19 protein-coding genes are annotated in these 19,466 nt (G+C 66.8%); 10 read left to right on the plus strand and 9 right to left on the minus strand.

The annotated features are described in order from the left end of the window. Window positions 1-12: 12 nt before the first annotated feature. The gene (locus G335_RS0101655) at window positions 13-1,005 is read right to left on the minus strand and encodes an MDR family oxidoreductase (RefSeq protein ID WP_018175735.1); all 993 of its coding nucleotides are present in this window, start codon (window positions 1,003-1,005) and stop codon (window positions 13-15) included. Window positions 1,006-1,177: 172 nt separating this feature from the next. On the opposite strand from G335_RS0101655, the gene G335_RS0101660 reads away from it, so the two are divergent. Next, window positions 1,178-2,614 (plus strand): diguanylate cyclase, encoded by a 1,437-nt coding sequence (locus tag G335_RS0101660; protein WP_018175736.1) that lies wholly within the window; start codon window positions 1,178-1,180, stop codon window positions 2,612-2,614. A gap of 15 nt (window positions 2,615-2,629) precedes the next feature. Here G335_RS0101660 and G335_RS0101665 read toward each other — a convergent pair whose 3' ends face one another. The 3 genes from G335_RS0101665 to G335_RS0101675 form a co-directional block, all read right to left on the minus strand. Further along, window positions 2,630-2,953, minus strand: coding sequence for a hypothetical protein (locus G335_RS0101665; protein WP_018175737.1), 324 nt, complete (start codon window positions 2,951-2,953; stop codon window positions 2,630-2,632). 138 nt (window positions 2,954-3,091) lie between these two features. Next, window positions 3,092-3,835, minus strand: coding sequence for a class I SAM-dependent methyltransferase (locus G335_RS0101670; RefSeq protein ID WP_018175738.1), 744 nt, complete (start codon window positions 3,833-3,835; stop codon window positions 3,092-3,094). Between the two features lie 123 nt (window positions 3,836-3,958). After that, the gene (locus G335_RS0101675) at window positions 3,959-4,663 is read right to left on the minus strand and encodes a TVP38/TMEM64 family protein (protein WP_018175739.1); all 705 of its coding nucleotides are present in this window, start codon (window positions 4,661-4,663) and stop codon (window positions 3,959-3,961) included. A gap of 136 nt (window positions 4,664-4,799) precedes the next feature. Here G335_RS0101675 and G335_RS0101680 point away from each other — a divergent pair, with 136 nt between their 5' ends. Together G335_RS0101680 and G335_RS0101685 are read left to right on the plus strand one after the other, a co-directional pair. After that, window positions 4,800-6,332: an AAA family ATPase gene (locus G335_RS0101680; protein ID WP_018175740.1), complete on the plus strand. Its 1,533-nt coding sequence runs from the start codon at window positions 4,800-4,802 to the stop codon at window positions 6,330-6,332. A 134-nt stretch (window positions 6,333-6,466) separates the two neighbouring features. Beyond that, complete coding sequence (locus tag G335_RS0101685; RefSeq protein ID WP_018175741.1) at window positions 6,467-6,928, plus strand: RT0821/Lpp0805 family surface protein; 462 nt, start codon at window positions 6,467-6,469, stop codon at window positions 6,926-6,928. A 21-nt stretch (window positions 6,929-6,949) separates the two neighbouring features. Here the strand turns inward: G335_RS0101685 and G335_RS0101690 are convergent, their stop codons facing one another. Then, the gene (locus tag G335_RS0101690) at window positions 6,950-8,314 is read right to left on the minus strand and encodes a diguanylate cyclase (RefSeq protein WP_018175742.1); all 1,365 of its coding nucleotides are present in this window, start codon (window positions 8,312-8,314) and stop codon (window positions 6,950-6,952) included. 242 nt (window positions 8,315-8,556) lie between these two features. Between G335_RS0101690 and G335_RS0101695 the strand changes: the two genes are divergently transcribed. Continuing rightward, window positions 8,557-9,045: a PleD family two-component system response regulator gene (locus tag G335_RS0101695; protein ID WP_018144221.1), complete on the plus strand. Its 489-nt coding sequence runs from the start codon at window positions 8,557-8,559 to the stop codon at window positions 9,043-9,045. A gap of 24 nt (window positions 9,046-9,069) precedes the next feature. Here the strand turns inward: G335_RS0101695 and G335_RS0101700 are convergent, their stop codons facing one another. From G335_RS0101700 to amrB, 4 genes are all read right to left on the minus strand, one after another. Further along, window positions 9,070-10,080 (minus strand): adenosine deaminase, encoded by a 1,011-nt coding sequence (locus G335_RS0101700; RefSeq protein WP_018175743.1) that lies wholly within the window; start codon window positions 10,078-10,080, stop codon window positions 9,070-9,072. Between the two features lie 76 nt (window positions 10,081-10,156). Then, entirely contained in the window at window positions 10,157-10,771 is a 615-nt protein-coding gene (locus G335_RS0101705) for a rhomboid family intramembrane serine protease (RefSeq protein ID WP_018175744.1), read from the minus strand. Then, window positions 10,761-11,339 (minus strand): AmmeMemoRadiSam system protein A, encoded by a 579-nt coding sequence (gene amrA, locus G335_RS0101710; protein ID WP_018170083.1) that lies wholly within the window; start codon window positions 11,337-11,339, stop codon window positions 10,761-10,763. The genes G335_RS0101705 and amrA overlap by 11 nt, the downstream gene beginning before the upstream one ends. Beyond that, the gene (gene amrB, locus G335_RS0101715; RefSeq protein WP_018170082.1) at window positions 11,336-12,136 is read right to left on the minus strand and encodes an AmmeMemoRadiSam system protein B; all 801 of its coding nucleotides are present in this window, start codon (window positions 12,134-12,136) and stop codon (window positions 11,336-11,338) included. Before amrB ends, amrA begins: the two co-directional genes overlap by 4 nt. An 85-nt stretch (window positions 12,137-12,221) precedes the next feature. Between amrB and amrS the strand changes: the two genes are divergently transcribed. The 6 genes from amrS to G335_RS0101745 all read left to right on the plus strand — a co-directional run bounded on the left by amrS (window position 12,222) and on the right by G335_RS0101745 (window position 19,451). Next, on the plus strand, window positions 12,222-13,367 hold the full coding sequence (amrS, locus tag G335_RS0101720; RefSeq protein ID WP_018175745.1) for an AmmeMemoRadiSam system radical SAM enzyme: 1,146 nt from the start codon (window positions 12,222-12,224) through the stop codon (window positions 13,365-13,367). Between the two features lie 35 nt (window positions 13,368-13,402). Continuing rightward, window positions 13,403-13,927, plus strand: coding sequence for an Hsp20/alpha crystallin family protein (locus tag G335_RS0101725; protein ID WP_026304747.1), 525 nt, complete (start codon window positions 13,403-13,405; stop codon window positions 13,925-13,927). 78 nt (window positions 13,928-14,005) lie between these two features. After that, window positions 14,006-15,037, plus strand: coding sequence for a DUF2235 domain-containing protein (locus G335_RS0101730; protein ID WP_018175747.1), 1,032 nt, complete (start codon window positions 14,006-14,008; stop codon window positions 15,035-15,037). 82 nt (window positions 15,038-15,119) lie between these two features. Next, window positions 15,120-15,500, plus strand: a complete 381-nt coding sequence (locus tag G335_RS0101735) for a DUF2237 family protein (protein ID WP_018144213.1) — start codon at window positions 15,120-15,122, stop codon at window positions 15,498-15,500. Window positions 15,501-15,655: 155 nt separating this feature from the next. Continuing rightward, complete coding sequence (locus tag G335_RS0101740; protein WP_018170078.1) at window positions 15,656-17,980, plus strand: HDOD domain-containing protein; 2,325 nt, start codon at window positions 15,656-15,658, stop codon at window positions 17,978-17,980. Between the two features lie 223 nt (window positions 17,981-18,203). Continuing rightward, the gene (locus G335_RS0101745) at window positions 18,204-19,451 is read left to right on the plus strand and encodes an HD-GYP domain-containing protein (RefSeq protein ID WP_051080056.1); all 1,248 of its coding nucleotides are present in this window, start codon (window positions 18,204-18,206) and stop codon (window positions 19,449-19,451) included. The last annotated feature ends 15 nt before the right edge of the window (window positions 19,452-19,466 follow it).

A 19,466-nucleotide genomic window follows, 5' to 3' on the forward strand; every position in this document is an offset into this window, starting at 1 on the left:
GTTCGACGGGGGTTAATCCAGCCGGACTACTGTACGGCCGCGGATCTGGCCCTTCAGGATCGCTTCGCCGTAGTCCGGCAGGTCTTCCAGGCCGATCTCGCTGGTGATGGCGTCGAGATCGGCCCCGGGGAGCAGAGCGGCCAGGCGCTCCCAGGTGCCCCGCCGCCGCTCGGCGGGGCACAGGACCGAGTCGATCCCCAGCAGGTTGATCCCGCGCAGCAGGAACGGCAGGACCGTGGTCTGGAGCTGCGCGCCGCCGGCCAGGCCACAGGCGGCCACCGAACGTCCGTACGCCATCCCGGCGAGTACATGGGCCAGCATGTCGCCGCCGACCGTGTCCACACAGCCCGCCCAGCGTTCGCCCAGCAGCGGCTTGGCCGGCGCGTCGGCCAGCGCCTCGCGATCCACGATGGTGCTGGCGCCCAGTTGGTGCAGGTAGTTGGCGTTCTCCGGGCGTCCGGTCACGGCGGTGACCGTGTAGCCTAGGCGTGCCAGGAGCCGCACGGCGATGCTGCCCACGCCGCCGGAGGCACCGGTGACCAGAACCTCGCCGGTGCTCGGTTGCAATCCGTGGTCTTCCAGGGCCTGCACCGCCAGCATGGCGGTAAAGCCGGCGGTGCCCGCGGCCATCGCCTGGCGCGCGCTGTAGCCGGACGGCTGAGCGATCAGCCAGTCGCCGCGGACGCACGCGCGCTGGGCGTAACCGCCCCAGTGGGCCTCGCCGACACGGTAGCCGGTCAGCACGACGGGATCGCCCGGGCGGTAGCGCGGGTCCGCCGATTCGAGCACGGTCCCGGCCAGGTCGATGCCCGGCACGTGGGGATAATCCCGCACCAGGTTGCCCCGCCCCTGCAGGATCATGCCGTCCTTGTAGTTGAGCCCCGAATAGTGAACCTGGAGCAGGACTTCGCCCGCGGGCAGGTCGTCGAGGGTGAGTGTCCGGATCGTGGCCACCGGGCCGTCGGGCTGCGGTTCCAGGAGCAGGGCCTTGAAGGATTCGGTCATGCGAATCAGCGTCTCGTCAGGGAATGCAACGGCAGCCTAACAAACGGCCGTCTTTTCTGGCGCGAAGGGCGGGGAATGTTGCTAACCTCATTGAGATGGGCGAACGGGATTGCGCGTGTTCGCCGGGCGGCGTTGCGCCACGCGCCGATTGTTTCCCGTTGCGAGGATCATCATGGCGGCAGACCCCTCCGGGTGTTTCCATTCACAGATCATTGAATACGCCCCGGTCTGGGTGAATACCCTGGATCCCGAGGGGCGGGTGACGCTGTGGAATCGGGCGGCGGAACGGATCAGTGGCTATAGCCGCGAGGAAGTCGTGGGACACGCGAGTATCTGGGAATGGCTTTTCCCCGACCCGGACTATCGCGTAGCGGTCTACGCCGAGGGGCAGGCCATCATTCACGAAGGCCGCGAGATCGCGGGCCTGGAGTCCACCATCCGCACCCGTAGTGGCGAACAGCGCACGCTGTCCTGGTATGCCCAGCGGTTTTTCGATACCGAGGGCACGCTGCTTGGGGCCAGCGTGATGGGCGAGGACATCACCGAGCGCAAGCAACTGGAACTCAGGGCACAGCACCAATACCGGTTGCAGGAGGTGGTCTCGGCAATCTCCGCGCAGTTTGCGGACCTGTCGGCGGACGCGGTGGACGCGGCCGTTGTGCAGGCCCTGCAACGTCTGGGCGAGTTCTTCCGGATGGGGCGAGCATACGTGATCTGCTTTCGCCCGGACCATGAGACGATGGACCTGGTGAGCGAGTGGTGCGCGCCCGGGGTCGCCCCCTTCCTCGACGAGATGCAAGGGATACCCATGGAGGCGCATGGTTGGGTGACCCGCCAGATTCGGCAGGGACACCCGGTGCACGTCCCCGATGTGGGTGCGCTCCCCGAGACTGCGGTGGTGGAGCAGGCCGAGTTCCGGCGCCAGGATATCGAGTCCCTGTTGCTCATCCCGTTGATCAGTGATCAGAAGGCCTTCGGGTTTTTGGGCCTTGATTCGGTGGCCCGGCACTACGAGTGGAGCCCCGAACAGATCGCCGTGCTGCAGGTGGTAGCCGATATCATCGCCGGCACCTTCGCGCGCAAGGAGGTGGAGGCGGAGCTGGCACGCCAGGCGCGGGTAGATGGCCTGACCGGCCTCGCCAACCGGCGCGAATTCGATGCCGTTCTGGAGCGCGAGTGCGGTTCGCGGCGCGAGGTGAACCTGGCGCTGTTGATGATCGATATAGACCACTTCAAGCCGTACAACGACCGCTTTGGCCACCAGCGTGGGGATGACTGCCTGCGCCAGGTCGCGGAGGTATTGCGCGCCGCGGCACACCGGCCCACCGATCTGGTGGCGCGTTATGGCGGCGAGGAGTTTGCCTGCATCCTGCCGGACACCACGCTGGAGGGTGCGCGGGCGGTCGCCGAGCGGGTGCGCCGCAAGGTCGAATCGTTGCAGCTGGGCCACCCGGATAATGTGACGGATGCGGTGACAGTCAGTCTCGGGGTATCCGCGGTCGACGGGGGGCGATCCGTGGCGCCGGAGGATCTTCTGGGGGAGGCGGACCGGCAGCTTTACCGCGCCAAGCGCGAGGGACGCAACCGGGTCTGTGCGGCGGGGCTCTGAATACCCCCGCCGGGGTTATTCAGAGCCGGCGGCGCGCGTCGGGCGTTCGCGCGGATCGGCGGAGCGGGCATCTTCGCGCTCCAGCAGGGTGACGACCGGTACCGACTCGCTGTCTTCGTTCACCAGCTGATCGCCTTCCATCCACGGTGGCGGCAGCTGCGGACGCATGTCCTGGACCTGGGCGAAATTCGGTAACTCCACCTTGGAGAACAGTTCCGCAGCGGATTCCTGCGCCAGCGGGTTTTGCAAGGTCAGCACGAAGCCGGTGGCCAGCACCAGCAGGGAAAACTGGAAGCGCTGATCGCTGTAGGTGGAACGTGAACGCAGCAGGTCGAGCATTGGATGGTCTCGCGGGAGTCTTGCCTGCATAGACAGTACGCCCGGACGAGGGTTTCCATCAAGCAGGCCCGGTGCGGAGCGGGGCTTTGAGTTGCCACCGACCCGGGTCGTGTCAGGGGCAGCCGGGGGCGTGTTGCTTCAGGATGCGCGGCGGCAGACCAGAAAGACCTCTTCGACGCCGTCGGTGGCGACCATGCCGGGGGTCAATTCGAGGGGCTTTTGCAGGCGCAGTCCCAGGGGCATCAGGAAGCGGTTGTAGACCTTCATCGCGACCGGCCGATGACGTTGCAGGAACCACATGCCGAGGTCATTGAGGCGCGAGGATTTGGGCTTCATGCCGAAGATTGCGCTTTGCTCGATCTGCAGGTGGTGGCGTTCCAGCAGTTGCGTCAGCTTGGCCGGTTCATAGCGCCGGTAGTGGCCGACGATGTCGTCGAACGGCGTCCAGTATTCCGGGTGTAGCGGGGTGGAGAGCAGTACCCGGGCCCCGGGTGCCGCCACCCGCGAGAGCTCGGCCAGGGCCGCCTCGTCGTCTTCCACGTGTTCGACGATGTCCAGCGCGCACACCAGGTCGAAGCTCTGGTTGGCGTAGGGCAGGGCGGAGATGGGGGCGGTGTGGGTGATGCCGCCCGCGCTTTCCAGTGCCGCCAGGGCCGGTGGGCTGATATCGACAAAGTGGGTGCCGGCGATCGGCAGGCGCGGGCGCATGCCGGGCCCTACTTCGAGCCGGCGGGTATGCGATTCGGCCAGGCTGGATACCAGGCTCCAGGTGTTGAAGCGCTCCGGGTGCACCAGACGCGTGTCCGCCCACAAGCCATCGTAGAAGCGCTGGTTGACGTCGCCGATGTCCGAATGTTGCTGCGGGGCAGTATCGTGGGTCACGCGGTGGCCGGGCTTGAATGGTGCGCAACAGTGTAACCAACCTGACGGGTGGTCACAGGCTGGCTGGGTAGACTCCGGGAAGCCGTTCTCGGTTTGGCGGGCGGGTCAGCGCCATCCGCTGTGTCATTCGTCGGTCTCAATGCGCCGTGAGTGGCGGCGCTGAATCCGGTGGCGCAGCGCGGCGCCCAGTAGCAACAGCACCGCCAGCGCAAACAGGGGCAGGAGGGTTTGCGGTTGCAGGGCCTCGCCGCTCGCGAGGGCGTCGGTGGTCCCGTGGATGGCGGTGGCGTACACGCCCCACTTGACGGCGAGCCCGAGCACGGCTGCCAGCAGGAAACGGCCAAGTGGAAGGCCCAGCGCGCCGCCGGCGTAGTTGACCATCGAATGGGGAAAGCCGGGGAACACGCGCAGCGCGATCTGCGTGGCGAGGCCACTGTGGCGGTGCAGGAAATCGGCCAGCCAGGCGTCTTCGCGGCGTTCGTGATCGGGATGGCGCGCCAGGCGGGCGGACACGCGGTACGCACCCCAGGCACCACTGACGCTACCTGCGAGGAGCAGACCGATTGCTAACAGGGGCGGATGGAACGGGGCGATCAACCAGAGGATGAGCGTGCCGGGCAGGGCAAAGGTCAGCATCAGGGCCATCAGGAGCACCAGCCCTGCCGTGGCCCAGGGGCCGCCCGCGACGGCATCGCCCCAGGCCAGCAGGCGGACCGGATCGCCGATCCACAGCGCGATGCCGATGCCCAGCGCGATCAGCAGCACCAGCAGGCCGCGCCCGATGTTGGCGCGGGAACAACTGTAGGGTCGGGGGCGGGGGTGCGTCATTGAGCGGGGCCTCCGGGGAGCGTCCGGCGTGATGCGGTCAGAGTAGCGGATGCGCAATCACAAGGTTCGGTGGGCAGGTCGCATCGGCGCCGCGGATCGGTACACTCGGCTCAGGCACCCGGGGAGGAGACGCGCATTGAGCAAGAAGCTGGAGAATCAGACGGCACACAAGATCCTGCGCGGGCTCAAGTCGCACTATCCGGTGTTCTACCTTCTCGGCTGGGACGAAGATCGCATGGAGCGGCTGCTGCGTTCGGTCGCACGCTCGTTCTACGGCGAAGACGGCCATCTGGAGGTCTGGTCGGCGAGTCACGGGTTTGGCGAGCACGACGACCCGAATGCACCGACGACGGACCCGGTAGCGGCAGTGGCGCGGGTGGCGGCCGGCGAGACGGATGCCCCGCGCATGGTCCTGCTGAAGGATCTGCCCATGTGGTTCGATGACAACCCGGCGCTGGTGCGCGGAGTGCGCGACCTGTACTACCACCTGAAGAAGGGACGCAACGTGGTGTTCCTCAGCTGCCCGTTGCTGAAGCTGCCGGAGATCCTGAAAAAGGAGGTCTTCCTGGTCGAGGTGGAGCTGCCATCCGAGGCCGAGGTGCTGGAGCAGCTCGAACACACCCGCGGCGCCGAGGCGCTCCCGCGCGAGCAGTTGTTCCGGGTGGCGGCGGGAATGCGCGGCCTGTCGCTCAACGAGGTCGGGCACCTGAGTGCGCGGCTGTTCCGCGGCAAGCCGCTGCCCGAGGCCGAGATGCTGGCCGAGATCCAGGAGGAGAAGGGCCAGATCCTGCGCAAGGAGAGCTGCCTCGAGTTCTATCCGCCACAGCGCTCGCTGGAGGATATCGGCGGTCTTGATAATCTGAAGGAATGGGTGCGCACACGCGCCGACCTGTTCACCGAGAAGGCCTGGAACGACAACGTCCCGCTGCCGGCCGGGGTGCTGTTCATGGGGGTGAGCGGCTGCGGCAAGAGCATGGCCGCCAAGGCGATCGCCACCGCCTGGAAGCTGCCGCTGGTGCGGCTGGACATGAGCCTGGTGCTGTCCGGCAGTTTCGGCACACCGGAATACGCCTTTGCCCGGGCCACCCGGATCGCCGAGGAGATCGCGCCGATGGTGCTGTGGGTGGACGAGCTGGAGAATGCCTTCGGTTTCGACAGTCACGCCGCGGGCAGCGCCGGCAATGTCAACATCTTCTCCAGCTTTCTCACCTGGCTGCAGGAGAAGTCGCCCCGGGTGTTCGTGGCGGCGACCGCGAACCGCATCCAGCAGCTCCCGGCCGAGCTGATGCGCAAGGGGCGCTTTGACCAGCTGTTCTTCCTCGACCTGCCGAATGTGGAGGAGCGCAAGGAGATCCTGCGCATCCACGTCGAGCGTCACGGCGGCAACCTGGAGGACTTCAACCTGAACTACATGGCGGCCAGCACCGAGGACTGGAGCGGGGCCGAGATCGAGCAAGCGGTGAAGTCGGCGCGGATCGACGCCTACCAGGAGGGGCGGGTGTTCAACCAGCGCGACGTGATCCGCAACGTCATCAACACGGTACCGCTGTCGCGGACCATGGTGGAGCAGATCCGCGAGATCAAGAGCTGGGTCTTCCAGCGCGCGATCAATGCGTCGAAGCCGGAGCCGAAGGGCGCCGCATCCGGCCCGACAAAGCCGCCCGGCTGACCGCCCGGCCTGGTTTTCCGGGCGCCGGAGAGTGGGCCCCGGGTGGCCTATACTCCGGTCAGGGGGACGCCAGAGCCGGTACGGGTCCCGGTCCCCCACGGGTTCGGATACGGGTCGCCGGTGGAGGAATGCTCATGTGGCGCAATGTTTCTTTCGCGATTGTCCTGGCGGCGGTCCTGGGTTTCGGCGGCTGTGCGACCTATCAGGGGTCGCAGGAACAGGCCGGGATGGTGATCGGCGGCGTGCTGGGGGGCGTGCTTGGCTCGCAGGTCGGCTCCGGGCGTGGCCGGACCGCGGCGATCATTGCCGGCACCCTCGCGGGCGCGGCGATCGGTGGCTCGGTGGGCCAGTCCATGGACGAGGTCGACCGGTTGAAGACGGCCCAGACCCTGGAGAGTGTGCGGACGGGTGTGCCCTCGCGGTGGGTCAACCCCGACAGCGGCAACCAGTACACCGTGGTGCCGACGCGGACCTACGAGACCACCGCCGGCCCGTGCCGCGAGTACACCATCGACGCGGTGATCGGAGGCCAGACCGAGCAGGTGTACGGGACCGCCTGTCGGCAGCCGGACGGCAGCTGGCGTATCCAGGGCTGAGTGGCGGGCCTGGTCCGCGTCTCAGACAGACGGTTCCGGGGTCGGTTGCACCGGCCCGGGCGAGTCGGCGGCGGTGTGGATGTCCTTGCAGTCGGATTCGGCTCCAGCATCCAGGGTGCGCGAGACGACGCAGTCACGCCCCTCGCTCTTCGCCTGGTAGACGGCCTGGTCGGCGACCCGGAAGAGGTCGTTCATGTCCACCTCGCGACCGCAGGGACGACTGGTCACGCCGAAGCTGGCGGTAATGGTCAGTCCGGCGGGCTGGAGTTCGCGCAGTTGCTGGCGCAGCTCCTCGGCACGGGTATGGGCATCGAACAGGTCGCACTCGGGCAGGACCAGCAGGAATTCCTCGCCGCCGAAGCGCAGGGCGACATCGACCTCGCGCCCGGTGGTACGTAGCAACTCGCCCACACCAACCAGGACCTCGTCGCCCACCAGATGGCCGTGGCTGTCGTTGATCTGCTTGAAATGGTCGATATCCAGCAGGATCAGGCTGAGGGCCATGTCCTTCTGGTTGGCTTCGGTGAAGAAGCGTGCGGCGCATTCGGCCAGGACATTGCGATTGCGCAGGCCGGTGAGGGGATCGATCATCGCCATGTCGTAGAGTTTCTGGCGCTGGCCTTGCACTTCCTCGAGCAGGCGCTTGTTCGCCAGGAGGTTGCCGATGCGGGCGCGGACCTCGTCTTCCAGCACCGGCTTGGTCACGAAGTCGTTGACCCCCAGGCGGAAGAGCTCGGCGCGTCGGTTCGGGTCGTCGAGGCCGGACATCGCGACGATCGGCAGGCTGGTCTTGTCGGGGAAGCGGTGGCGCAGGCGGCTGACCAACCCCATGCCGCTGATGTCGCCCTCGACCAGGATATCGCTCAGGACCAGATCCCAGGTGGCCTCGTCGAAGGCATTCAGGGCGGCGGAGGCGCTGCGAAAGTGCGCTACTTCCAGACCCATGCCTTCGAGGATGCGAGTCATCACCCGGGCGACGGTGGGGCTGTCCTCGACATACAGCACATGCCCCTCATGGGCGTGTTCCACCGGCCGGCCGTAGCGTGCGGCCTGGTGGAACAGGTCACGGATGTTGGTCTTGTCGTGGAGATCGGTGGCGCCGGCCTCGAAGGCCGCGCGGCGTATGTCGTGGTCCTGCTTGGTGGTCAGCAGGATCAGCGGCAGATCATGGCCGGCGGATTTGGCGCGTGCCTGGCGGCAGAACTCGATTCCGCTCATGTCGGGCAGGGTAATGGAGGCGCAGACCAGCTCAAGGTCGTCTTCCTCGATGCGGACGAGGCCCTCCGCGCCACTTGCGGCCATGATCGGCTTGTGTCCGGCGGCCAGGACCATTCGGCTCCACAGCGCCCGGAATACGCGGGAGTGGTCGACGACCAGGATCTTCATGGCGGGCCGTCCATTGGGCGGTCTCGCCGGGGCGCGGCCGTGCCCGGCGGTCGGAGCGTGTCTGCCGTCATGCTGGGTCCTGACTCCATTCAGTGATCCGCAGGCAAACCAGGATAATGCGCGTCTTCGCACCGGGCTTCAAACGAGCCGTCAAGGCGCGCTGGACAGCGCGTGCGGGCACGGGAACAATGAGGCCATCTGGCGTGCGACGAAACACTACGCCCAGGGGAAAGGAGTCCGGCATGAGCTACATGCAGCGAATGGGGAGTCTGCTGCGGTTCGGCAAGGCTGGCGAGCGGCGTACAAAGGCACGCCAGGAGGCCGCTCGCGGGCTGCGGGTGTTGGTGGTGGATGATTCGCGCACGGTGGTCGCGCTGCTCACCAGCATGCTCAAGCAGAACGAGCTGGAGCCGATTGGCGTCGGCGATGCCGAGGAGGCGCTGGCTTTGGCGCGCGAGAATCCACCGGACCTGATCTTCCTGGATATCCTCCTGCCCGGGATGACCGGGTTTGCCATGCTGCGTCAACTGCGCCGGGACCCCGCCACCGCGAAGGTGCCGGTGATCATGATCAGCGGCAACGAGGACGCGGTCGAGCAGTTCTTCCTCGATCGCATCGGCTCCGACGACTTCATGAAGAAACCCTTCGGCCGCGGAGAGGTGTTCACCCGCATCGAGCGCCTGGTGGCGAAGGGGCGTCTTCCGGCCCGCCCGACGCGCTTCTCCGGGTAGGAATCCCGGACCCGCTCTCGCGGTTCAGGCGGCCTGCCGGGCCCGCCAGTCGCCGATCTCGTCGTGCAGGCGCTGTTTTGCGTTGGCTTCCAGGAACGCGGCGTCGACGGCGTTGCGTGCCAGTTTTTCCAGGTCATCCAGGTCCAGCTGCAGGGCCGCGGCCGTGGCGCGGAAGTTTTCCCCCACGTAGCCGCCGAAATAGGCCGGGTCATCCGAGCTGATGGTGACGCACAGCCCCGCGTCCATCAGGCGCTTCAGGTTGTGTTGTTCCAGGCGCTCGAACACGCACAGCTTGATGTTGGACAGCGGACAGACGGTCAGCGGGATCTGCTCCCGCGCCAGGCGCTGCATCAGGTTGGGGTCCTGCTCGGCCTGGACGCCGTGGTCGATGCGCGCGACCTTGAGCAGGTCCAGTGCCTGCCAGATGTAGTCCGGTGGTCCCTCCTCGCCGGCATGCGCCACGGCGGGGAATCCCTCGGCCCGCGCGCGCTCGAACACGGCCTGGAATTTCTCCGGCGGGTTGCCCAATTCGGCCGAGTCCAGCCCGACTGCGTGGATGTGCTCGCGCCAGGGCAGGGCGGTCTCCAGGGTCTCCATCGCGGCCTCGGCGCTCAGGTGGCGCAGGAAACAGAGAATCAGGCGGCTGGTGATGCCGAGCTCCCGTTCGCCGTCGGCCAGCGCGCGGTGGATGCCGTCGATGACCGTCGCGAAGGGCACGCCGCGTTCGGTGTGGGTCTGCGGGTCGAAGAAGATCTCGGTGTGGCGGACGTGGTCGTCCCGGCAGCGTTCGAGGTACGCCCAGGTCAGGTCGTAGAAATCCTGCTCGGTCAGCAGGACGCAGGCGCCCGCGTAGTAGATATCCAGGAAGGATTGCAGGTCGTGAAACTGGTAGGCGGCCCGAACCTCCTCGACCGAGGCATACGGGAGCTCGACATTGTTGCGCTCGGCCAGGGCGAACATCAGCTCGGGTTCCAGGGAGCCCTCGATGTGCAGGTGCAGCTCGACCTTGGGGAGCGTGGCGATGGCGTCTTGCATGGCGGGATCCTGCGGTGTCGGGGAGGAAAGTGCGCAGAGGCTAGAACTGCCCGGGGCGCCCGACAAGTAACCGGGGTCACCCGAGGGGCGAGAGCAGTTCCTGGAAGAATCGCGCCAGCAGGCCGGGTTCCAGCCACAGCATGAAGGCGATGCCCCAGGCGCCGCCCCACAGGTGGGCGCTGTGGTTGATGTTGTCGCGGTTCTGGCGCTGGGCATAGAGCGAATAGCCGACATAGAGCGCCGCAAACACGATGGCCGGGACCGGGATAAAGAACACGAACAACAGCGACCACGGCTGCAGCAGGATGTAGGCGAACAGCACCGCGGAGACCGCGCCGGAAGCGCCCAGCGAGCGGTAGCCCGGGTCACGCAGATGGCGCAGGTGGCTGGGCAGGCTGGCGAGGACGATGGCGGCCAGATAGAACAGCACGAAGCCGCCCATGCCGATCGCGGGCACCAGCACGCGCTCCATGGCCATGCCGAAGAAAAACAGCGTGATCATGTTGAATGCGAGATGGGTGCCATCGGCATGGATGAAGCCGTGGGTCACCAGGCGCCAGTATTCGCCGCGCTGCACCGATGGCGGGTGATGGATCATCGCCTGCAACCAGCGCGGGTTCTGCCATGCGAGCAGGGAGACCGCGACGGTGGCGACGATCAGGTACAGCGTCACACTCGGTTCAAAGTTCACCGGCAACCTCCAAGGACCCGTAGCGCCAGGCCTGCAGGCCGTCGGGCCAGCCGCCCGGCGCCAGCCCGGCCTTTTGCAGCAGGGCATCGAGGAAGGTCTCGGGGTCGGGCAGTTGTTCCCAGACCGCAGGGAGGAAGGTGGCGCGGCGCGCTCCGGCCTGAACGACCAGGCCGTCCCGGCCCGGTTGTAGCTGATCCAGCAGGCCCTTGCGCTGCGCGGCCTCCATGGGTCGCGACGCGGTCAGCAGCGTGACCGAGTAGGCGAGACCGGCCAGTTCCGACGTGCGCAGCGGCGGAAAGCGCGGGTCATTGAGCGCCGCCGCGCGAGCGTTGTGCAGGACGTCCGCGGCCAGGGGCCGGTGGGCCTCCAGCGTGCCGATGCAGCCGCGCAGGGTTTCCCCTTGCTTCAGGGTGACGAAGCTGGCGCCGGGATCGGGTAGCGGGTCGGGCTCCTGTTCCAGTGCAATGGGGCGGGCGGGGGCATGGTGCGCGGCCCGCCGGATGGCATCCGCGGCCAGTTCCAGCAGGCGCTCGCGCGCCGGCGCGGGCAGGTCGATGGTGTGCGTCATTGCAGCATCCAGGCGCCGTAGCCGACCACCTGGTCGCGCGGGCCGGCGGTGTCGCCGGAGTTGCGCTGGTCCAGTGTGGTGATGGTGAGACCGCGCTGCCGCGCGAGCCGCAACAAGCCCGCCAGCGGCCGGCAGCCGCAGGCCTGTTCCGGCCCCAGCGCGTGTTCGTCCAGCTGTTCGATGGCACGGGTGGTGGCCGTGTCCAGGCGGCACGCGGTGGCATAGTCGTGGAAGTGGGAGAGATCCGAACTCACGACGATCAGGGTCTCCGGGCCGCCCCACAGCCGTTCCAGCACGCTCGCGACCTGCTCGGACGAGGCATCCCCGACCACCAGCGGGACGAGTTCGAATGTCCCCAGTGCCACCTGCAGGAACGGCAGGTGGGCCTCCAGGCTGTGTTCCGGTCCGTGGGCGATGTCCAGTAACTGGACGCCGGGCAGGTCCGCGATGGCTTCCAGGGCTTTGTGGTCCACGGGGAGGTCTCCCAGCGGGCTGCGGTAGGCCGTTGCCGTAGTGGTCGCGATGCCGCGGAAGGGCACGCGATGCGACGGACCCAAGAGGATGACGCGCTGGATCTTCCCCGCCAGGGGGCGGATGTGCGCATAGACCGAGGCCGCCACCGGGCCGGAGTACGGGTAGCCGGCATGCGGCGCGATCAGGGCCTTGGGCGGCGCCGCGTCCGCTACGAGTGGGACGGCATCGAGCAAGCGGGTGACCGTGGCGCGCAGCTCCTCGGGATCGGCAGGGTAGAACTGGCCCGCGATGGCGGGCTCGCGGATGCGGGGCTGTGCCGTCATTGGGGGGCTCCATCAAGAATTATGTTGTTGAATATTGGGATTGTGTCCTCATATTCAAGACCATGAATCACGGTCTGGACTGGATATGAACGACATCCCCGAACACGACGCATTCACCGTCCCCACGCGCTACTGGCATGCCCTGGAGGATGGCCGCGTACAGTGCGATCTGTGCCCGCGCTACTGCAAGCTGAAGCCCGGACAGCGCGGCGCATGCTTTGTGCGCGCCAATCTCGACGATGCCGTGGTGCTGACCAGCTATGGGCGTTCCTCCGGCTACTGCGTGGATCCGATCGAGAAGAAGCCGCTCAATCACTTCCTCCCGGGCAGTCCGGTGTTGTCGTTCGGCACGGCCGGCTGCAACCTGGCCTGCAAGTTCTGCCAGAACTGGGACATCAGCAAGTCGCGCGAGATCGACACGCTGGCCGATCGCGCCGATCCCGAGACCATTGCACGTGCCGCCGAGGCGCTGGACTGTCGCGCGGTGGCCTTTACCTACAACGACCCGGTGATCTTCCACGAGTACGCCATCGACGTGGCGGCGGCCTGCCGCGCGCGGGATATCCGCACGGTGGCCGTGACGGCCGGTTACATCACCGAGCAGGCGCGCGGCGAATTCTTTGCCGCCATGGATGCGGCGAACGTGGACCTCAAGGCATTTACCGAGCGCTTCTATCACAAGCTGACCGGGGCCCATCTGCAGCCGGTACTCGACACCCTGGAATGGCTGGTGCACGAGACCGCTACCTGGGTCGAGATCACCACGCTGCTGATCCCGGGAGAGAACGACAGCGATGTGGAAATCACCTCCATGGCGCAATGGGTCCGGGAGCATCTGGGGCCGGATGTGCCGCTGCATTTCACCGCCTTCCATCCGGATTTCAAGATGACCGAACACCCGCGCACGCCGATCGAGACGCTGCAGCGGGCGCGGCGCATCGCTCGCGAGCAGGGTCTGCATCACGTGTACACCGGCAATGTGCATGACACGGAGGGCCAGAGCACCTGGTGCGCGGGGTGCGGGCAACGCGTGATTGGCCGCGACGGGTATGAGCTGTCGGACTGGAACCTGACCGCCGATGGCTGTTGCAACGCCTGCGGGGCATCGGTGCCCGGGGTGTTCGAGGCGCGCCCCGGCAACTGGGGCGCCCGGCGTCAGCCGGTGCGGCTAGCCGATTTTCGGGGGGCTGATTCGCAGGGCTTGAAAAGGCCCTCTCCGCGACCTAGTTAACTCGGTAGACAGGATTTGCAACGGAGGTGATCACCATGGACCTGCAAAAGCTCAAGCCGTGGAACTGGTTCAAGCGTGAGGAGACCGCGAGTCCGGAGGTCGTGCCGGCTCGGCGCGAGGGCGCCGACCCCTTGATGCGCATGCACCGCGAGATGGACCGGATGCTCGAGGACTTCTTTGGCTCGGCCCTCGGGATGCGCGGGGGTGATGCCGCCGCCTCGCTGCTGCTCAAGCCCAGTGTGGATATCGCCGAGACCCGCAAGGCCTACCGGATCACGGTGGAGGTGCCGGGGATCGACGAGGACGCGATCGACCTGACGGTGGATGGCTACGACCTGATCATCTCCGGCGAGAAGCGCCAGGAGACCGAGGAAGATGACGCGGGCTATCATCGTGTGGAGCGGGCCTACGGACAGTTTCGCCGTATCCTCAGCCTGCCCGGGGACGCCGATATCGATGCCATCCAGGCACGGTTCAAGAACGGTGTTCTGAAGATCGACATCCCCCGGCGCAAGGATGACGCCCGGCCGGGCGTGCGCCGGATCGAGATCGGCTCCTGAGGGGGGCATCACACGGCGGCCTGCCGTGCGCTGAATGATCGCCGGGACCGCCCGACGACAAGGATGTGAGACCAGCGAATGACACGACGGATCGTGATCTGTGCGGACGGAACCTGGAATCGCCCGGAGGAGGACGTCGAGTCGGACGTGCCGACCAATGTCCTGCGCCTGGCGCGGGCCATTGCGCCCGTCGATGCCATGGGCGACCCGCAGCAGGTCTACTACGACTGGGGCGTGGGGGCCTACTACGCAAAGATCTCGGGTGGCGTGACCGGACGTGGCATCCACAAGAACATCCAGGATGCCTATCGCTACATCGTGCAGAACTACGCCCCCGGCAGCGAGATATTCCTGTTCGGTTTCAGCCGCGGGGCGTACACCGTTCGCAGCCTGTGCGGCTTGATCAACAACTGCGGGGTCCTGAAGCGCCCGGATGCACGGTTGATCGAGCAGGCCTTTCGGCACTACAAGAACACCGGCGCCAGCCATGCGCCCGAGGGCGAAGCCTCGCGTACCTTTCGCGCGAAACATGCACATCCCTCGCGGGAGATCCGCTTTGTTGGCGTCTGGGATACGGTCGGCGCGTTGGGAATCCCGTTCTCTCTGCTGGGAATGTTCGATCGTACGGACGAGTTCTACGACACCAAGCTGGGGCCCAACGTGCGCATCGCCCGCCATGCCATGGCGATCGACGAGACACGAGCCGACTTTGAGCCCACCCTGTGGGATCCGCGCCCGGGGCTGGACCTGAAACAGCTGTGGTTCAGTGGCGTGCATGCCGACGTGGGCGGCGGCTACGCCCCGGATGCCGAGGGGCGTCTCGCGTCAGAGGCCCCGCTGGCGTGGATGATCGAGCAAGCCCGGATGGCCGGACTGCAAGTGGAGGGGTATCTGCCGGATAACCTGCGCCCCGACCCGCTGGCGTCGCTGCACCGCTCGCGGCGGCACATCTATCGCCTGCGACGGCGCTATCGGCGTCCGTTGTACCAGTCGGGTCACCCGACCGAGGTGCATCCAAGTGCCCTGGAACGCTACCGGCAGGATGTCGACTACCAGCCCGGGAACCTGCGCACGTTTCTGGACGAATGGGGCTGGCCGGACGCCGACTGAATTCCCCCGGACGGAGTAAACGCTCGCGTTGGGAGGCCGGGTCTCCGTTATCCTGTAGGAATAGCAGACGGAGATTCCCTCAATGCAGCCATTTCCCTCGAAGAACGTGTTTGGCGGGGCCCTGGAGCCCTGCAGTCGCGGACCGGTCACCGGGTTTTATCGCGACGGTCGTTGTGCCACCGGCTACGACGACCAGGGCATGCATACCGTGTGCGCCGAGCTCACCCGCGAGTTTCTCGATTTCTCCCTGGCACGGGGGAATGATCTGATCACGCCGGTTCCGGAATTCGGCTTCCCCGGCCTGGAGGCCGGGGATCGCTGGTGCCTGTGCGCCGCGCGCTGGCTGGAGGCCTACCGGGCGGGGGCGGCGCCCGGGGTCTTCCTGCGCGCGACGCACGAGGAGACCCTGGCGGTGATCCCGCTGGACATCCTCAAGGAACACGCGCGCGACCCAGCTGATTGAGATGGAGGCCCTCCTCGGAGGGTCGGTAGGGGGCCGGGGTGGGCCCCGCTGAAATACAGGGAGAAGACGGATGGATCCGTACATGGTGGGGCTGACAATCGCTCGGGTCGATAACGTGGGCATGGGGAATCGGGGGGTGGCCGGTGGTTGACCGCATGGCCGTGCCCGAGATCGAACGCTTCCGGATCACGCGGACGCTGGGTACGAGTGCCCGCGACGGGCTCTATGTCGCACACGACCCGCTGCTGGATCGGCAGGTCGCGATTCGAACGCTGACCAACGTCGCGGCGGACGCTTCGACCCGCCAGGCATTGCTTGAAGATGCCCGCCGGTTAAGCCGCTTTCGACACCCGAACATCGCTCCAATCTTCGAGGCGGGGGACTACGCCGAGGGCGTCTACCTGGTGTTCGAGTACGTCGAGGGCGAGACCCTGGAGCAAATCCTGGCGCGCGGACCCTTGCCGATCGATCGCGCCCTGGCCCTGATGCGCGAGCTGCTGGATGCGGCGGCGGCGGCGCACGAGCAGGGCATCCTGCACGGGGCCTTGCAGCCGGCGAACGTGACCGTAAACCCCGAGGGGCATGCGCGCATCACCGGGCTGGGCATGGCGTTGCCCGACGTGGCCGCGCGCGGCGAGAGCCACCTGCCGGATACACCCTACTATCTGGCGCCGGAACGGCTGGCAAACGAGGCCGCGACCGAAGGGTCCGACGTGTTCTCCCTGGGGGCCTTGTTCTTCGAGATGCTGACGGGCGAGCGCGCGTTTGCCGGTGATACCCCCGCGGCGATCCGGCAGGCGATGCAGGCGGGGGCGCTGGAGCCACCCTCCGGTCGCACCGGCAATGGCGACGAACGCTTCGACGCCCTGGTACTTCGGGCCACCCGCCCGGATCCCGCCGAGCGTTTTGCATCGGCCCGCGAGTTTCGCGAGGCGCTGGTGGTGGCCGTCGAGGGCGAAGGCCAGACGGGCGACGGATCGCAGGACTTCATCCTGCGGCGGATCCGACGCAAGCCTGATTTCCCCGGCATCTCCAGCCATATCCGCGAGATTACCCAGTGTTCCGACGACACCATGAAGCGCTCGGTGGCCGAGCTGTCGAATGCCGTGCTAAAGGACTACGCTACCACGCAGAAGCTGCTTCGGCTGGCGAACTCCCCCTTTTACAGCAACTTTGGCGGCAATATCCGCACCGTTTCGCGCGCGATCGTGCTGCTGGGCTTCGAGCAGGTGCGCACGGCGGCGCTCGGGCTGGTGCTGTTCGAAAACCTCAAGGGCGGACGTCATTCCGGACGCCTGATGGAGGCGCTGGTCGGCACACTGTTCAGCGCCATGCTGGCGCGCGACCTGGCGGAACAGGTCGGCGGGGTGGAGAGCGAGCAGGCCTTTGTCTGCGCTCTGTTCCACGATATCGGCCGCATGCTGGTGTTGTACTACCTGCCGGAGGAGGCGGACGAAATCCGCATTCGTGTGGGTCAGGGTACGAGCGAGGGCAGTGCCGCCCGTCAGGTCCTCGGTATCTCCTACGAGGCCCTGGCGCGCAGCGTGCTGGAGGACTGGAACTTCCCGCGCGAGATCGTCACGTCGGTGGAACGGGCTCCCTCGGGCACGCTGCCGGCAGCGCGGGATGCCGACCAGCGCCTGCACCGCATCGTCACCCTGGCGTCGGAGATGGGGCAATGCATTACCCAGGCGGATCGCGACCAGCAGGGCGCCTTGCTCACCGATCTGCGCAAGCGCTACGAACGTGCCCTGGGCGTGGATGCCCGCGGCATGCAGCGGGCCATCAAGTCCGGGCGCGAGCACATGGATCACTTCCTGACGGTGGTCAAGCTGCCGCCGGAGGGCCGCGAGCCGCTGAACCGGCTGAAGGCGAATCTGGGTGTGCAGATCGATGACAGCGACGCGGCGGATATCGAGCCCGCGGGGGCGAGCGGCGAAGCGGCGGTATCCGCCACCGCCGATCCCGACGCACAGGCCGCGGCACTGATGGAGACCCTGACCGACATGCTGGACAGCATGGTGGGCGAGTTCGAGCTGAACACCTTGATGCAGACAACGCTCGAGACCCTGTACCAGACACTCGGTCTGCGCCGGGTAATGCTGATGCTCGCCGATCGCGAGCATCGGGTGCTGGTGGCGCATACCGCCTTCGGAAAGGATGCCGAGACGCTGTCCGGACGGCTGCGACTCACGCTTGCGGGCAAGGGCGACATTCTGTCGCTGGCCCTGGAACAGAAGAAGGACCTGGTCATCACCGACAGCCACGAGGCCTCGATCAGCCGTTATATCCCCGACGAGTTCCGCCAGGCTCTGGATGCGCGCAGTTTTCTGCTGCTGCCGCTGGCGGTGCGTGATCGTTGTATCGGGCTGCTGTATCTGGAATTGCCGGCCGGCGCCGCCGTGGAACCGACGGTCCTGCGGGCCCTGAAAGCGGTGCGCAATCAGATGGCTCTGGCCATTCGGCAGGCGCGCGACTGACGCCGCCTTCACCCGCGCACGTCCGCGGGTGGCGGCGGCCGCCGCAGTGTCGAGCGCGGCCCTCTGTCCGCCGGATTGGGCCAGCCGGTGCCGACATTTGCGAACGCCTAGCGGGTTCTGTACTAAAGCGCTGTTCCGCCTCGGGGAGCGGCGCTAAGGTAGAGGTGATGCAAAGCTGGCCGAACATCGTCGCGGCCAGATGCGACAGTTGGACAACAGTGGTATGCCTTGGGGACTGTTACAGCAGGAGATCCCGGTTTCCGACCTGCAGGTTGGTATGTACGTCAGCCGGCTCGATCGCCCGTGGCTGGAGACGCCCTATCTGGTCGAGGGGGTGCGGATTCGCTCGCAGGACGATGTCGACGAGCTCGCCCGGCATTGTGTGCATGTATTCGTTGATCTGGATAAGAGCGCGCCGGAGTCGTTGAGCCGGCTGCCACCGGCCGCGGGATCCGCGCGGGCTGCCGCGACGGCCTCGAGCCGGGCCGAGGCCGCCCAGTTCCGCGGTATGACGGTGTATCGCGATCACTGCTCGGTGGAGCAGGAGCTCCCGGCGGCAAAGGAGGCTCAGGCGATTGTCGGGCGTGTTCTGGAGCAGATCCGTGCCGGCATGGAGCGTAATCCCGGGGTCCCTCTGTCGGCGGCCCGGGAGGCGTCCGAGGCGTTGCGCGAGAGCGTGGAGCGCAACCCGGACGCCCTGCTGCTGCTGGCCAGGCTGAGCCACTCGGACGACGTGCTGTACGCCCACTCGCTCAATGTCGCGATCCATCTTCTGGCGCTGGGTCGGCACATGGGGCTGGATCGAGCCGAATTGTCGGTCCTCGGGCTGGGGGGGCTGCTGATGGATATCGGCAAGATGCAGATGCCGCGGACGCTCCTGGGGCGCCGCACGCGGCTGTCCCCGGATGAGCGGCGCGAGATTCAGCGGCACGTGGAATATGGCGAGACCATTCTGCAGTGCTCCCACGGGATCCCGGAGGGCGTGCGCGACATTGTCGCCCAGCACCACGAACGCGAGGACGGGCGTGGCTACCCACGGGGTCTGGTGGCCAACCAGATCAGTGCCTATGCGCGCATGGCGGCTATCGTGGATTCCTACGAGGAGATGCTGACGGAAGGCGGTCTGGCCGGGACCCCCTTCGAGGCCCTGAAGGAACTGCGGGAGAACGCGCGCTGGGGGCTGAATTCGGCGCTCGTGGATCAGTTCACCCACTGCGTGGGGCTGTTTCCCGTGGGCAGCCTGGTGGAGCTGGATAACGGTGAGGTCGCGATCGTGCTGAGTCACCGCCGCACGCAGCGCTTCATGCCCCGGGTGATGCGCATCCTCGATCCGTCCCATATGCCGTATCCCGACCCGTGGGAGCTGGATCTGGGGTCGCACGCGCCGGAGTCCGAGGGGGCGCGGCGCCAGATCCTGCGCGACCTTCCGGCGGGTGCCTACGGGGTCGATCCGGCGCGCTATTATCTTTAAGTAGATGCGCATTCC

This window comes from Thioalkalivibrio sp. AKL8 (assembly GCF_000380525.1).
In the GTDB taxonomy this organism is placed as follows: domain Bacteria; phylum Pseudomonadota; class Gammaproteobacteria; order Ectothiorhodospirales; family Ectothiorhodospiraceae; genus Thioalkalivibrio; species Thioalkalivibrio versutus.

Bases quoted from the DNA above. Each gene is read 5' to 3' on its own strand.
- G335_RS0101655 (WP_018175735.1), bottom strand. From the start codon at position 1,005: ATGACCGAATCCTTCAAGGCCCTGCTCCTGGAACCGCAGCCCGACGGC.
- G335_RS0101660 (WP_018175736.1), top strand. From the start codon at position 1,178: ATGGCGGCAGACCCCTCCGGGTGTTTCCATTCACAGATCATTGAATAC.
- G335_RS0101665 (WP_018175737.1), bottom strand. From the start codon at position 2,953: ATGCTCGACCTGCTGCGTTCACGTTCCACCTACAGCGATCAGCGCTTC.
- G335_RS0101675 (WP_018175739.1), bottom strand. From the start codon at position 4,663: ATGACGCACCCCCGCCCCCGACCCTACAGTTGTTCCCGCGCCAACATC.
- G335_RS0101685 (WP_018175741.1), top strand. From the start codon at position 6,467: ATGTGGCGCAATGTTTCTTTCGCGATTGTCCTGGCGGCGGTCCTGGGT.
- G335_RS0101690 (WP_018175742.1), bottom strand. From the start codon at position 8,314: ATGAAGATCCTGGTCGTCGACCACTCCCGCGTATTCCGGGCGCTGTGG.
- G335_RS0101695 (WP_018144221.1), top strand. From the start codon at position 8,557: ATGAGCTACATGCAGCGAATGGGGAGTCTGCTGCGGTTCGGCAAGGCT.
- G335_RS0101700 (WP_018175743.1), bottom strand. From the start codon at position 10,080: ATGCAAGACGCCATCGCCACGCTCCCCAAGGTCGAGCTGCACCTGCAC.
- amrA (WP_018170083.1), bottom strand. From the start codon at position 11,339: ATGACGCACACCATCGACCTGCCCGCGCCGGCGCGCGAGCGCCTGCTG.
- amrB (WP_018170082.1), bottom strand. From the start codon at position 12,136: ATGACGGCACAGCCCCGCATCCGCGAGCCCGCCATCGCGGGCCAGTTC.
- amrS (WP_018175745.1), top strand. From the start codon at position 12,222: ATGAACGACATCCCCGAACACGACGCATTCACCGTCCCCACGCGCTAC.
- G335_RS0101725 (WP_026304747.1), top strand. From the start codon at position 13,403: ATGGACCTGCAAAAGCTCAAGCCGTGGAACTGGTTCAAGCGTGAGGAG.
- G335_RS0101730 (WP_018175747.1), top strand. From the start codon at position 14,006: ATGACACGACGGATCGTGATCTGTGCGGACGGAACCTGGAATCGCCCG.
- G335_RS0101735 (WP_018144213.1), top strand. From the start codon at position 15,120: ATGCAGCCATTTCCCTCGAAGAACGTGTTTGGCGGGGCCCTGGAGCCC.
- G335_RS0101740 (WP_018170078.1), top strand. From the start codon at position 15,656: ATGGCCGTGCCCGAGATCGAACGCTTCCGGATCACGCGGACGCTGGGT.
- G335_RS0101745 (WP_051080056.1), top strand. From the start codon at position 18,204: ATGCCTTGGGGACTGTTACAGCAGGAGATCCCGGTTTCCGACCTGCAG.